This window comes from Phenylobacterium sp. J367, from assembly GCF_024699985.1.
GTDB lineage: Bacteria > Pseudomonadota > Alphaproteobacteria > Caulobacterales > Caulobacteraceae > Phenylobacterium.
In genome coordinates, this window is record NZ_JAJONA010000001.1 from 2,944,159 (window position 1) to 2,957,083 (window position 12,925).

Sequence of the window (12,925 nt, forward strand, 5' to 3'; positions counted from 1 at the left end):
ATGGGCAGGGCGTCACGGCGGCGCGACGCGCTCGAGGTGCTGCAGCAGTGCGGCTCCGAATTCGGTGTTCTGGTCGCCGGCGACCATGTGGCGCGCGCCGTCGACCGTCACGACGGCGACGTGCGGGATCAGGTCCTCCAGCTCGGCCGCGTCCTGCTCTCCGACCAGTTCGCTGTGGGCGCCCCGGACGAGCAGCGTTGGAACCGTCACCTGCCGGGCCGCCTCCACGAGCCGGCGCGCGCCCTCGAGATGGCCAGAGATCGAACTTACCAGGGCCGGATCCCAGTGCCAGTGCAGTCGCCCGTTGCGCACCCGCAGGTTCTTGAGCAGGCCGGAGACGTCGCTCCGCGGGCCGCGGCCGGGTCGATAGGCGGACACCGCGGCCGCGGCCTCCTCGACATCGGTGAAACCCCCGGTGTGGGCGGCCATGAACGCGCGGATCGGCGCCACGCGGGCCGGATCGGGGTTGGGAGTCACGTCGACGAGCACCAGGGCCCGGATCCGGGCGTGCGGGCCCTCGCCGGCCGCCAGCAGGGCGGTGAGGCCGCCGAGCGAGGCGCCGATCAGGATCGCGGGCCGACCCAGCGTGGCCAGCACCGCGCGCAGGTCGGTCAGCAGCGCCGACAGCGTGTAGTCGCCATAGTCGGACCAGGCGCTGTCGCCATGGCCGCGAAGGTCGAGGGACACAACATGGTAACCGCGCGCCGCGAGCGCCCTGGCGGTCTCGCCCCAGGCATGGCGCGTCTGGCCGGCGCCGTGCAGCAGGACGACGGGTGCGCCCTCGGCCGGGCCGTAGGCGTCCCCCGCCACGGTGAGGCCGCCGGCCCCGCGGAACGCGACGCCGCGCGGCGCCGGTGGGATCGCGCCGCTCATGCGGTCCGCGCCGCGCCGAGGTGGACCGGCAGCGCCGCCAGGCTGCGGAGCTTGGCGTTGCCCCGCCATGCCAGGTCGACCCGGGCCAGGCTCAGGTCCGGATAGCGGGCGCTCAGGGCGCGGAAGGCGCTCACCGCCTCCATCCGGGCCAGGTGGGAGCCCAGGCAGACATGCGCGCCCATCCCGAAGCCCAGATGGAACTGCCCTCCCTCGCGCCGGATGTTCAGCCGATCGGGATCATCGAAGACTTCCGGGTCGCGGTTCGCGGCGGCGATCATCAGCAGGACCGAATCCCCGGCCTCCAGCCGGATTCCCTCGATCTCCACCGGCGCGACCATGTGGCGGCCAAGATACTGGACCGGCGAGACGTAGCGAACGAGCTCCTCGACGGCCGGCCGCATGAGGTCGGGCTCGGCGCAGAGCAGGTCCCACTGGTCGCGGTGCTGCAGCAGCGAAAGCAGGCCGGTCCCGATCAGGTTGGTGGTGGTCTCGTGGCCGGCGAACAGCAGGACCACGAACATCGCGCAGAGCTCCACGTCGCTGAGCGCGTCACCGGCGTTGGCCTCCAGCAGGTCGGTGATCAGGCTGAGGCCTTCCTCCCGGGGCGGGTCGGCGCGGAGGCGCCCCGATCATCGCCTCGACGTAGGCGCGGAACTCGAGCAGGGCGGCGTGCGCCTCGAGCAGGGCGGGCTCCTCGGCGCCTCCGCGATTGCGGCCGAGCTTGCTCGACCACGCGTGGACCCTCTCCAGGTCCTCGTCAGGCACGCCCAGCATGCCGCCGATGATCTTCAGCGGGAGGCCGTAGGCGAACGGCATGATGTCCGCCGTCGCCTGGCCGGCGAGGCCGTCGACGTAGGCGTCCGTCGCCGCCTGGATCAGCGCCTCGATCTGGCCGATGCGCCGCGCGGTGAACGTCCGTTGGGCGATCCGGCGCAGGCGCACGTGGGCCTCGCCGTCGGTGCGGCTGAGGTAGAGGGCCTCAAAGGCCGCCACCTCGTCGAACGCCTTCTGCCCGGCTGGCGAATGACCGGCCCGGATCGCGGCGGCGCGCTTGCCGTGGGCATAGGCCCCGTGGGCAGCCCGCGGATCGTTGATCAGCTCACGGATGCTGAGGTTGCGGCTGAACAGGTAGGCGTTGGAGAAGGCGTGGACCGGGGCCTCCCGCCGAAGGCGGGCCCAAAGCGGATAGGGGTCCACCATCGCGTCGGGGTCGGAGCCCAGGAGGCGCGCGAGGTCGCGGTCAAGGCCCGTCCCCGGGGCGGCGGCTGGTTCGGTCATGCGGCTCCCCGGCGTTCGTGGTCTCCGGGGCTCACGCGATCTGGAACCGCAGCGCGCCGACGCCTTCCACCTCGCCTTCCACCGTCGCGCCGCGCTCCACGGCGCCGACGCCTTCGGGCGTGCCGGTGAAGATGAGATCCCCGGGCGCGAGCGTCCAGAGCGTGGAGGCCTGGGAGATGACCTCGGCGACGTTCCAGATCATGTCCGCGACGACCGCATCCTGGCGCACGATCCCGTCCACCGAGAGCGCGATGCGGCCCCGCGGCGGGTCCCCCCGCCAGGGACGGACGGCCGAAATCGGCGCGGAGGCGTCGAAGGCCTTCGAGCTCTCCCAGGGCTGGCCCTTCGCCTTGGCCGCGTTCTGCAGGTCGCGGCGCGTCAGGTCGACGCCCACCGCATAGCCGAAGACGAGCTCCAGGGCCCGGTCGGGCGAGACGTCCGCGCCGCCGCTGGAGAGCGCGACGACCAGCTCGATCTCGTGGTGCAGGGCGCCGGTCGCCGAAGGGTAGGGGACCGGCGCGCCCGGCGGGACAAGCGCGTCGGCCGGCTTGGCGAAGAAGAAGGGCGGGTCGCGGTCGTCGTCGGCAGCGCCCATCTCCTTGCGGTGCGCCCAGTAGTTGCGGCCGACGCAGAGGATGCGGCGGACGGGGAAGGCCTCGGCGCGGCCTTCGACGGGGACCGAGACGACAGGCGGCGGCGGGAAGGCGAAGGCGCTCATGGGCTCGGACCTCAGTAGGCGAAGGAGCGGCCCTCAGCGGCCATCTCCCGGAGTTGGGCCGTGGGGGCGAAGCGGGCGCCATGGCGTTGCGCCAGCCGGTCGCATTCGTCGACGAAGGCGGCGGCGCCCACGGTATCGATCAGGGACAGCGTCCCGCCGGCCCAGGGTGGGGAAGCCCCAGCCCAGCACGGCGCCCAGGTCGCCGTCCGCCGGGTGGGTCAGGACCCCTTCCTCGAGGCAGCGCGCGGTCTCCAGCGCCTGGATGTACAGGATGCGGGTCTTGATCTCCTGCACGTCGGGCTGCTCGTCCGCCGGAGGGAAGTGCTTGGCGAGGCCCTTCCAAAGGCGCTTCGGCCCGTCGGCGGGGTAGTCGTAGAAGCCGGCGCCGGCCTTGCGGCCCGCCCGGCCCAGGCCCTCCACCATGGTCTCCATGACCTCCATGGAGGTCGGGCGCCGGAAGGCCGGGTCCTGGGCCTCCGCCTCGCGGACGATCTTCATCGGCAGCTCGAGCGTCACCTCGTCGGTGACCGCCAGCGGCCCCACCGGCATGCCGGCCAGCTTTGCCGCATTCTCGATCAGAGCCGGCGAGACGCCCTCGCGCAGCAGTTCCATACCCTCGTGGATGAAGGTCTGGAACACCCGGCTGGTGTAGAAGCCGCGGCTGTCGTTGACGACGATTGGCGTCTTGCGGATCTGGGTCACGAAGTCGAGGGCCCGGGCCAGCGCCGCCTGGCTGGTGTCCTGGCCCATGATCACCTCGACGAGCGCCATCCGGTCGACCGGCGAGAAGAAGTGCAGGCCGATGAAGTCCGCCGGCCGCGGAAAGGACTTCGCCAGCAGGCTGATCGGCAGGGTCGAGGTGTTGGACGCGAAGAGGGCGTCCGGCGCGATCGCCGCGGCGGCCTTGGCCGTGACCCCGGCCTTGACCGTGGCGTCCTCGAACACCGCCTCGATCACCAGGCCGGCCCCGGCCAGGTCACCGTAGTCGGTGGTGGGGGTGATGCGGGCCAGGATCGCGTCGGCGGCCTCCCGGGTGGTCCGGCCGCGCTCGACCTCCCTGGCGAGGATGCGGGCCGAGTGGGCCTTGCCCTTCTCGGCGAGCTCCTGGGAGGTGTCGAGCAGGATGGTCTCGATGCCTGCCTTGGCGGCCACGAAGGCGATGCCCGCCCCCATCATCCCGGCGCCGAGGACGCCTAGTTTCCGCACCGTCGCCTGCTCATGGCCCGGCGGGCGGCGCGCGCCCTTCTCGGCCAGGCCCTTGTTGACGAAGGTGGTGCGGATGATGTTGCGGCTGACGGGGTCGGTCAGGAGGCGGGCGAAGTGCCGGCTCTCGATCCGCAGCCCGGTCTCGAAAGGCGTCTGCACCCCTTCGAAGACGCAGGTCAGGATGGCGATCGGGGCCGGGTAGTTGCGGCCGTAGCGGGCCAGTAGCTGGCCCGAGAGCTGGGTGAAGAGGCCGGCCGTTGACTGCTTCAGCAGGCCGTCCGACTCGGGAATCGCGAAGCCCTTGCGGTCCCAGGGGCGCGTGGGGTCCGGCGCGCCGGCGAGCCAGGCATGGGCGGCGGCCATCAGCTGGTCCGGGGGGACCACGGCGTCGACCAGGCCGGCCGCCAGGGCCTCGGCAGGGGCGTAGTTGCGGCCCTCCAGCAGAACCTCCAGGGCCTTGGCGACCCCGATCATCCGCGGCAGGCGCTGGGTGCCGCCGGAGCCCGGCAGGAGGCCGACGTTGACCTCCGGCAGGCCGACCACGGCCTTGCGGCTGTCGGCGACGATGCGGTGGGTGCAGGCCAGCGCCAGCTCAAAGCCCCCGCCCAGGGCGAAGCCGCCGATCGCGGCGACCACCGGCTTGCCGCAGGTCTCCACGAGCCGGTGCAGCGCCGTGGCCTGCTGGCTGAAGCCGTAGGCGTCGGCCGGCGTCATGGCGGCCGCGTGGCTGAGGATGAACTTTAGATCCGCGCCGGCCATGAAGTCGGGCTTGCCGGAGCTGACGATCACGCCGGTGACGGCGGGGTCGGCCTTGATGCGCTCGAAGGCGGTGGTCATCGCCGCCAGCCAGCCCGGTGAGACCGTATTCACCGGCGCGTCCCGGTCGTCGAGCCGCAGGGTGGCGACGCCGTCGACAACGTCGAGGCTGAGGAAGTCGGTCATGGTCAGACGCGCTCGATGAGAGTGGCGGTGCCCAGGCCGTTGCCGGCGCAGAGCGTGATCAGGGCGGTGTTGAGGTCGCGGCGTTCCAGCTCGTCCAGGACGGTGCCGAGGATCATCGCGCCTGTGGCGCCCAGCGGGTGGCCGAGCGCGATGGCCCCGCCGGCCACGTTCACCCGGGCCGGATCGAGGTCGAGGCTGCGCATGAAGCGCAGCGCCACGGAGGCGAAGGCCTCGTTGATCTCGAAGAGGTCCACGTCGTCCACCGTCATGCCGAGCCGCGCCAGCAGCTTGCGCGACACGTCCGCCGGGGCCGTCAGCATGATGGTCGGCTCCGAGCCGAGGCTGGCGAAGCCCCGGATGCGGGCCCTCGGCTTCAGGCCGGCCGCCTTGCCGAAGCCCTCGCTGCCGACCAGCACCGCCGCGGCGCCGTCGACGATCCCGCTCGAATTGCCGCCGGTGTGGACGTGCTCGACGGCCTCCACCTGCGGATAGCGCTGCAGGGCGATGGCGTCGTAGGCCGCAGCCCCCATGGCGGCGAAGGCCGGCTTCAGGCCGCCGAGGGACTCCATCGTGGTGTTGGGCCGCAGGTATTCGTCGCGGTCGAGGACCACCTGGCCGATGATGTCCACGACCGGAACCACCGACCGGTCGAAGGCGCCTGACCGCTGGCTGTCGGCCGCCCGGCGCTGGCTCTCCAGGGCGTAGCCGTCCACGTCCTCGCGCGAATAGCCGTCCAGGGTGGCGATCAGGTCCGCCCCGATGCCCTGCGGCGTGAAGTAGCTGTGGTAGCTGCGCCAGGGGTCAGCGGACCAGGCCCCCGTGTCCGCGCCGATGTAGGTCCGCGACATGCATTCCACGCCGCCGCCGACAGCCGCCTGCGACGCCCCGACCATCACCTGGGCGGCGGCCGCATTCACGGCTTCCAGGGCCGACGCGCAGAACCGGTGGACCTGCTGGCCGGCGACCGACTCCGCATAGTCTGCGGCGAGGACGGCCGCCCTGGCGATGTTGCCGCCCTGCTCGCCGACCGGCTGGGCGCAGCCGTAGACGACGTCGTCGATCAGCGTGGTGTCCAGCGCGTTGCGCGCGGCGAGGCTGCGGAGCGGCGCCGCCGCCAGTTCCACGGCCGTGACTTCGTGCAGGGATCCGTCGGGGCGTCCCCGCCCGCGGGGGGGTCCGCACATGGTCATAGATCAGGGCGTCGTTCATCGGCCTTCCTACACACAGGGAGAGGTCGCAAAACTAACGCTCGTTTGGTAGATTGCAAGCGGAAGTGACCCTGCGGAGGAGAGGTGGAATGCGAGCGATCGTCACGGGCGCTGCGAGCGGGATCGGACTGGCGACGGCGCGTCGCCTCAACGCCGACTCCCAGGCGCGCGGGGAGGGGGCCCGCGCGCCTGGTCCTGGCGGACCTGGCGGCCGCGATGCTCGAGGCCGCCGCTGGCGAACTGCGCGCCGCGGGGGCCGAGGTGATCACGTGCGTCGTCGACCTGGCCGATCCGGCGACGCCGGCCCGCGTGGTCCAGGCGGCCGAGACGTTCGGCGGCCTCGACGCCCTGGTCAGCAATGCTGGCGTCGTGCTTCGCGGCTCCCTGCTCGACATCAGCCTCGACCAGTACGAACTGGTCTTCGCCATCAACACGCGCGCGACCTGGCTGCTCGCCCGGGCGGCCCACCCGATGCTGAAGCAGGCGCAAGGGGCGATCGTCGCCACCGCGTCGATCGCCGCCTATGAGCCGACGCCGGCGCTGGGCGCCTACGCCGCCAGCAAGGCCGCCCTGGTCATGCTGGTCCGCCAGCTGGCCTGTGACTGGGGCCCCGACGGAATCCGCGCCAACACCGTCTCCCCCGGGGACGACCCGGACCGGCCTGAGCGGCGGCCCAGGCTCGCCGTCGGCTCCCAACCCCGCCACGGTGGGGCGAAATCCGCTCGGCCGGGTGGGCGAGCCGGAGGATCCCGCCGCGGCCATCGCCTTCCTGGCGGGGCCGGAGGCGCGGTTCATCACCGGCGCCGACATCGTCGTCGACGGCGGCGCCCGGACCCAGCTGATGGTCGCCTCGGGCATGGGCCGCACCAACGGTCCGAGCGTCGCCTAGGTCTTGCGGGGGCCGCTGGTGGGGGATGTCCTTGAAGGCGACGGTCTTGTCCACGCGGATGTCGCCGGGCAGGCCGAGCACGCGCTCGGCGATGATGTTGCGCAGGATCTCGTCCGAGCCGCCCTCGATCCGGGTGGCGGGCGAGCGCATCAGCATGGCCTGGAACCGGGCGTCCATGGGGCTGTCGGGGCCCTCGACCACGCCGCCATGACCCTGCAGGTCGAGGGCGAACATCGCCAGCTCCTGCATCGTCGCGCCGGCGACCAGCTTGCCGATGGAGTTCTCGGGACCGGGGTCTGACCCTTGGAGAGGGCGGTGATCGCGCGCATGCCGGTGTACTTCAGCCCGCTCTGCCGGACGGCGAAGCGGGCGAGCTGCGAGCGGACGGCGCTGTCGTCTACCGCCGGCCGGCCGTCGATCTCGGCCTCCATGCAGAACCGGAACAGCTCCGGGAAACCGGTGGACATGCCCGAGCCGATGGACAGCCGCTCGTTCATCAGGGTGGTGAGCGACACCTCCCACCCTGGCCCACCGCACCCAGACGCTGGGCGTCGGGGATGCGGACGTCGGTGAAATAGACCTCGTTGAAGCCGGACTGGCCGTTGGCCTGGCGGATCGGCCGGATCTCCACGCCGGGGCAATCCATGCGCAGGAAGAACATGGTCAGGCCCTTGTGCTTGGGCACGTCAACGTCGGTCCGGGTGATCAGCAGGCCCCACTGGGAGTGCTGGGCGCCGCTCGTCCAGATCTTCTGGCCGGACACGATCCAGTCTCCCGAGCCGTCGTCGGCGGGGGTGGCCCTGGTCCGCAGGCCGGCAAGGTCGGAGCCGCCGGCCGGCTCCGAGAACAGCTGGCACCAGATCTCCTCGCCGGACGCCAGCGGCGGCAGCAGCGCGCGCTTCTGCTCTTCCGCGGCCCAGGCCATCACCGTGGGGCCGCACATGCCGTGCCCAATGATGAACGGGGGCGCCGAGCGCGCCGTAGACGCCCTCCTCCTGCCCCCAGATGACCCGCTCGATCGGGCTCGCCGCGGCCCCGCCATAGGCCTTCGGCCAGTGCAGGCAGGCCCAGCCGGCGTCCGCCTTCTTCTTCTGCCAGGCCTTGGCCGCGGCCAGCGGATCCACGCTCTCGACCCCCATCGAAGCGAAGCCGGCCCGCTTCAGCTCCGGCTCCAGCGCCTTCGGCGCATTGGCGTCGATCCAGGCCCGGGCGCGGGCGCGGAAGGCGGCTTCTTCCGGGGTGTCGTCGAAGTCCATGAGCGTCTCCTCGGAGCGCCCTCCCCCGGAGGGCCCTCAATTCCTGTCTTGGTCGGGCCGTCAGGCCGCTTCGGTGTTTGCGGCGCGCATCCGCTCGATCAGGAGGCTCTCCCAGGTGGACTGCGAGCCCAGCGACAGGGCCAGCGCATTGGCCCGCCGGTAGAACAGGTGGCAGTCGAAGGCCCAGGTGAAGCCCATGCCGCCGTGCACCTGGATGTTGTTCTTCGCGCAGTGCTGGAAGGCCTCGCTCGCCGAGACGCGCGCGGTCGCGGCCGCGATCGGCAGCTCGGCCGCGCCCGTGGCCAGCGCCCAGGCGCCCATAATAGGCGTTGGAACGGGCCAGGGTGGCGGAGACGTACATGTCGGCCAGCATGTGCTTGATCGCCTGGAACGAGCCGATCTGGCGGCCGAAGGCCATCCGCTCCAGCGCATAGTCGCGGGCCATCTCCAGCGCCCGGTCGGCGCCGCCGAGCTGCTCGAAGGCCGTCAGGATGGCCGCGCGGTCCATCACCTGGGAGGCGATGCGCCAGCCGTCGCCCTCCGCGCCCAGCGGTTCGGCCGGCGCGCGGTCGAAGGTCAGCTTCGCATGGCCGTGGGCCGGGTCGATGGTCTGGAGCGGCTCGCGGGTCACGCCGGGGCCGCGCAGGTCGACCAGGAACAGGGAGACGGCGGCCTCGCCCCGGCCCTTGCCGGAGCGGGCCGCGACCACCGCGAGATCGGCCCCGTATCCGTCGGGCACGGGGGACTTCACGCCGGAGAGATGTCCGTCGGTCACCGTGGCGTGGACCTTGTCGGCGGTCATCCGCCCGGCGCCCTCGACGAAGGCGAAGGTCCCCACCGCGTCGCCCGAGGCCAGACCCGGAAGCCGCGCCTGCTTCTGGGCCTCGGACCCCGCCTGCAGGAGGAACTCGGCCGCCAGATAGATGGACGAGGCCACGGGAACGGGCGCCAGCACCCGGCCCAGCTCCTCGGCCATAAGGCAGAGTTCCGTGTGGCCCAGGCCGACGCCGCCGTAGGCCTCGGGAATGGCGGCGCCGAGCACCCCCAGCTCGCCCAGGCCGCGGTAGAGCTGGCGGTCGAAGGGCTCGCCCCCCTCGAGCACGGCGCGGCCGACGCTCGGAGGGCACTTCTCGGTCAGGTAGCGCCGGACCTGGTACTGCAGCTGCTTCTGGTCGTCAGAGAAATCGAAGTTCAAGAGCCACCTCCCTGCGAACGCGCTGCCCAGCCGTATCAGCCAAACGGTGGTTTGATAACTCATCTTCTGCACCGGTGTCGACGGCGCGATCGTTAGACCGGGAGCGAGCCCGCTCACCGTGCAGCAGGTGATCGGCGACGGAAACTCCCAGTCGGCCTGTCGGCTGACGGCCTTCGTCAATGATCATCCGCAGCAGGCCACGGCCCATGACGCGTTCATCATCCATGCCGGCGTCGGCCGGACCACCAGCTACCCGGCCAGGGGGCTTCGCCGTGAACTCGCAGGACGCGGCGCCTCACTACTTCCTCATCCGCCGGCGGTCGATGACGAGGCGCTGAAGGCGCAGGCGCGGGCGGCGCCGGTTCCCTAAGCGGGGGCCGGCAGTTCGCGGGCGCGGGTCCGGAGATAGAAGCGGATGTCCTCGACGGTCTCTTCCGGCAGGTCGTCGAAGCGCGGCATGCCCTGGGTGAGCAGGGCGCCCTCCCTCACGATCGCGTGGAAGACGGAGCGGTCGGGGAGGCGCCGGACGCGCGCAGGTCGGGGGCCGCGCCGGCGGCGATGGCGTTCATCCCATGGCAGAGGTGGCAGGTCGATCGGTAGGCGGCCTTGCCGCGGGCCGACCGCGAAGGGTCGGGCGCGAAGCCGGGGTCGTCCGCCGCCGCCAGCGGGAGCGGGTCGGGCGAGGGGGGGAAGGGCGGCCTTGCCCCCGAGGGCGAAGGTCAGGACGCGGCGCTGCATGGTGCGGTAGTCGAGGTTGAAGGCCTGGTTGGTCCGGCCGAACACCGCGGCGCTGACGCCGAAGCCGGTCAGGACGGTGACATACTGCACGCCCCCGGCCTCGTAGGTGATCGGCGGCGCGATCACCGGGGCGCGGGCGTCGAACGACCAGAGGCGCCGGCCGGTCCGGGCGTCATAGGCGTTGAACAGCTGGTCCATCTGTCCCTGGAAGACCAGCCCGCCGCCGGTGGCGATGGCGCCGCCGCCCCACATGCCGGGAGTGTCGACCTGCCAGACCGCCTGCTGCCGGACGGGGTCCCAGGCGACCAGCCGGCTCCTGTCGCTGCCCGGCAGCTGCGGATCGGAGCCGCCCTCGCCGCCGCCCATGATCACCGGCCGCTCGCTGACCGGCAGGTAGACGAGGCCGGTCCTCGGGCTGAACGCCATCGGCAGCCAGGGGTGGGCGCCGGTCGGCGCCGGCCAGAGCTCGAACGGCGCCTCACTGTATCTGCGGGCGGCGGGATTCTCGACCGGCCGGCCGGTGGCGAGGTCGATCCGCGTGGCCCAGGTCACCCTCGCGAAGGGTTCGGCCGAGATCAGCCGGCCGTTGGTCCGGTCCACCACGTAGAAGAAGCCGTTCTTCGGGGCGTGCAGGAGCACCTTTCGGACCCGGCCGCCAAGGGCCAGGTCGGCGAGCTCGATGTCCATGGTGGCCGTGTAGTCCCAGCTCTCGCCGGGGTTCACCTGATAGTGCCACCTGTAGGCTCCGGTCTCGGCGTCCAGCGCGACGATCGAGGCGAGGAACAGGTTATCGCCCTTTCCCTGGCTGCGGATGCCATGGTCCTTCGGCTGGCCGTTCCCGACCCCGATCAGGACCGTGTCCAGCTCCGGGTCGTACGACATGGCGTTCCAGACGGTGCCGCCGCCCCCACCCTTCCACCATTCGCCGGACCAGGTCGCGGCCGCCATCGCCTGCGTCTCGTCCTCGAACCCCCTGGCGGGATCGCCGGGGACGGTGAAGAACCGCCACAGCTGCCGGCCCGTCGCCGCGTCGTAGCAGGTGACATAGCCGCGGGTCTTGCCGGCGTCGGCGCCGCCGTGGCCGATCAGCACCTTGTCGCGGAAGACCAGCGGCGCGCCGGTGATGTAGCGCTGGTCATGCTTGCCGACCGTCATCGCGCTCCAGATCGGGCGTCCGCTGCGCGCGTCCAGGGCGATCAGCCGTCCGTCCTGGGTCCCGACGAAGATCCGCCCGTCCCGGTAGGCGAGCCCGCGGCTCCCCCAGCCGCGCCGCAGCTTCCAGCCGGCGGCCTCAGCGGTCCGGGGATCATGGCGCCACAGTTCCCGGCCGGTCGCGGCGTCCAGCGCCGTGACCACACTGTAGCCGGTGGCGGTGTAGACGACCCCCTCGTGGGCGACCGGCGCGGAGACGCTGTTGCCCGGGGGAAGGTCGTAGGACCAGGCGAGGCCGAGGCGGGCGACGTTGCCGGGGTCGATCCGCTGCAGGGGGCTGTAGTGCTGCGACCCGGGGGGTGCGGCCGTACGACGGCCAGTTCGCCGGGTCGGCCGACGCGCCGGCGTCGGCGGCGGCAGGCGCGCCGTTCTGGAGCGCGCACCCACCCAGGACGAGGAAGCTGGCCAGAGCCGCCGCGAACCTGTTCCGCCGCCTGGTACCCGCCATCGCACCGTCCGCCCGCCGTTGACCATTCTACCGAACGGATGGTAAATGAGAGAACGCCGGCCGCCTAGGGGCCGGTGCAGGGAGCCGCCACCGGATGACCGCCCTCATGTCCCCCGGCCTGGCTCCGGCTTCCGCTGCCGGCGAGGACCTCTCGCGGTGCATCCGCGACATCACCGAGGCGGAGATCGTCACGTTCTGGGAGCAGGGCTGGGTCAGCGTCCCCAACTTCGTCGACCCCGAGCTCTGCGAGCGCGTGATCGCCCGCTACATGGACTGGAGCGGCCTGCGCTGGCGCGACTGGCCGCGGGATCCCGCCGACCAGAAGGCGTTCGTGGCCGCGATCGAGGGCGTGCTGAAGCGTCCCCGGGGCACGTTCGGCATCCGCCAGGACGATCCGTGGATGTTCAACTATGTGACCCAGCGCAAGTTCGGCGAAGCTGCGGCGCGGTTCCTGAAGGTGCCGTCGATCAAGCCGCTCTCCGAGACCCTGCACGTCAAATATCCGGTGAGTTCCGGCCACAGCCGCCCGCTGGGCTGGCACCAGGATTTCCCGGCCCTGCCGATCGACCGGGCGGAGGCGGTACAGTTCTGGCTGGCGCTCGTGCCGATCACGACCGAGATGGGTCCGATGACCCATCTGACGGGTTCGCACCGCGAGATGCCCGGCGGCCGCCTGGTCGCCACCGAGGACGCCCGCGACATCTATCCCGAGCTCTGGGAGCGGCACACGCAGTCCACGCCCCGGCCACTGGCCCAGGGTGACGCGATCTTCCACCACTGCCTCACCTGGCACGCCTCGGGGGGTCAACCAGACCGACAAGGTGCGCTGGGCGATGTCGAGCTACCGCTTCTCCGGCCGCACGCGGTACACCGGCCAGCAGAACTTCAACACCGACAACCTGGGCCTCGTCCCGTACGAGACCTTCGACCATCCGAACTTCCCGACCGTCTATCCCTAGCCG

At 71.9% G+C, this 12,925-nt stretch carries 10 protein-coding genes and 6 pseudogenes; 4 read left to right on the top strand and 12 right to left on the bottom strand.

Annotated features, from left to right (window positions below; translation table 11 throughout):
* Positions 1–12: 12 nt before the first annotated feature.
* The 6 genes and pseudogenes from LRS04_RS15780 to LRS04_RS15805 form a co-directional block, all read right to left on the bottom strand.
* Entirely contained in the window at positions 13–873 is an 861-nt protein-coding gene (locus tag LRS04_RS15780; RefSeq protein ID WP_257817170.1) for an alpha/beta fold hydrolase, read from the bottom strand.
* Positions 870–1,409, bottom strand: coding sequence for a cytochrome P450 (locus LRS04_RS15785; RefSeq protein WP_257817171.1), 540 nt, complete (start codon positions 1,407–1,409; stop codon positions 870–872). Before LRS04_RS15785 ends, LRS04_RS15780 begins: the two co-directional genes overlap by 4 nt.
* Before the next feature lie 13 nt (positions 1,410–1,422).
* Positions 1,423–2,151 (bottom strand): cytochrome P450, encoded by a 729-nt coding sequence (locus LRS04_RS15790; RefSeq protein ID WP_257817172.1) that lies wholly within the window; start codon positions 2,149–2,151, stop codon positions 1,423–1,425.
* A gap of 31 nt (positions 2,152–2,182) precedes the next feature.
* The gene (locus LRS04_RS15795) at positions 2,183–2,869 is read right to left on the bottom strand and encodes a fumarylacetoacetate hydrolase family protein (protein ID WP_257817173.1); all 687 of its coding nucleotides are present in this window, start codon (positions 2,867–2,869) and stop codon (positions 2,183–2,185) included.
* A 33-nt stretch (positions 2,870–2,902) separates the two neighbouring features.
* A complete protein-coding gene (locus LRS04_RS15800) occupies positions 2,903–5,017 on the bottom strand; it encodes a 3-hydroxyacyl-CoA dehydrogenase NAD-binding domain-containing protein (protein WP_257817174.1) in 2,115 nt (704 codons plus the stop codon).
* A gap of 2 nt (positions 5,018–5,019) precedes the next feature.
* Positions 5,020–6,226, bottom strand: a pseudogene (locus LRS04_RS15805) (acetyl-CoA C-acetyltransferase).
* Between the two features lie 83 nt (positions 6,227–6,309).
* Here LRS04_RS15805 and LRS04_RS15810 point away from each other — a divergent pair.
* Positions 6,310–6,858: pseudogene (locus tag LRS04_RS15810) on the top strand (SDR family NAD(P)-dependent oxidoreductase); the annotation flags it as partial.
* Complete coding sequence (locus LRS04_RS28085) at positions 6,749–7,114, top strand: SDR family oxidoreductase (protein WP_374577214.1); 366 nt, start codon at positions 6,749–6,751, stop codon at positions 7,112–7,114. The pseudogene LRS04_RS15810 and the gene LRS04_RS28085, both read left to right, overlap by 110 nt.
* A 135-nt stretch (positions 7,115–7,249) precedes the next feature.
* On the opposite strand, the pseudogene LRS04_RS15820 reads toward LRS04_RS28085, so the two are convergent.
* The 5 genes and pseudogenes from LRS04_RS15820 to LRS04_RS15840 form a co-directional block, all read right to left on the bottom strand.
* Positions 7,250–7,611: pseudogene (locus LRS04_RS15820) on the bottom strand (acyl-CoA dehydrogenase family protein); the annotation flags it as partial.
* Positions 7,611–8,057: an acyl-CoA dehydrogenase family protein gene (locus LRS04_RS15825; RefSeq protein WP_257817176.1), complete on the bottom strand. Its 447-nt coding sequence runs from the start codon at positions 8,055–8,057 to the stop codon at positions 7,611–7,613. The gene LRS04_RS15825 and the pseudogene LRS04_RS15820, both read right to left, overlap by 1 nt.
* Positions 8,058–8,163: 106 nt before the next feature.
* A pseudogene (locus LRS04_RS15830) lies at positions 8,164–8,370 on the bottom strand (acyl-CoA dehydrogenase); the annotation flags it as partial.
* 60 nt (positions 8,371–8,430) lie between these two features.
* Positions 8,431–8,802, bottom strand: a complete 372-nt coding sequence (locus LRS04_RS15835) for an acyl-CoA dehydrogenase family protein (protein WP_308238362.1) — start codon at positions 8,800–8,802, stop codon at positions 8,431–8,433.
* Positions 8,753–9,628, bottom strand: a pseudogene (locus LRS04_RS15840) (acyl-CoA dehydrogenase family protein); the annotation flags it as partial. The gene LRS04_RS15835 and the pseudogene LRS04_RS15840, both read right to left, overlap by 50 nt.
* A 25-nt stretch (positions 9,629–9,653) precedes the next feature.
* On the opposite strand from LRS04_RS15840, the gene LRS04_RS15845 reads away from it, so the two are divergent.
* On the top strand, positions 9,654–9,935 hold the full coding sequence (locus LRS04_RS15845) for an alpha/beta hydrolase domain-containing protein (protein ID WP_257819146.1): 282 nt from the start codon (positions 9,654–9,656) through the stop codon (positions 9,933–9,935).
* On the opposite strand, the gene LRS04_RS15850 is transcribed toward LRS04_RS15845, so the two are convergent.
* Positions 9,932–11,902, bottom strand: a complete 1,971-nt coding sequence (locus LRS04_RS15850; protein ID WP_257817177.1) for a PQQ-binding-like beta-propeller repeat protein — start codon at positions 11,900–11,902, stop codon at positions 9,932–9,934. The two genes, LRS04_RS15845 and LRS04_RS15850, sit on opposite strands and share 4 nt — an antisense overlap.
* Before the next feature lie 167 nt (positions 11,903–12,069).
* Between LRS04_RS15850 and LRS04_RS15855 the strand changes: the two are divergent.
* Positions 12,070–12,756, top strand: a pseudogene (locus LRS04_RS15855) (phytanoyl-CoA dioxygenase family protein); the annotation flags it as partial.
* Between the last annotated feature and the right edge of the window lie 169 nt (positions 12,757–12,925).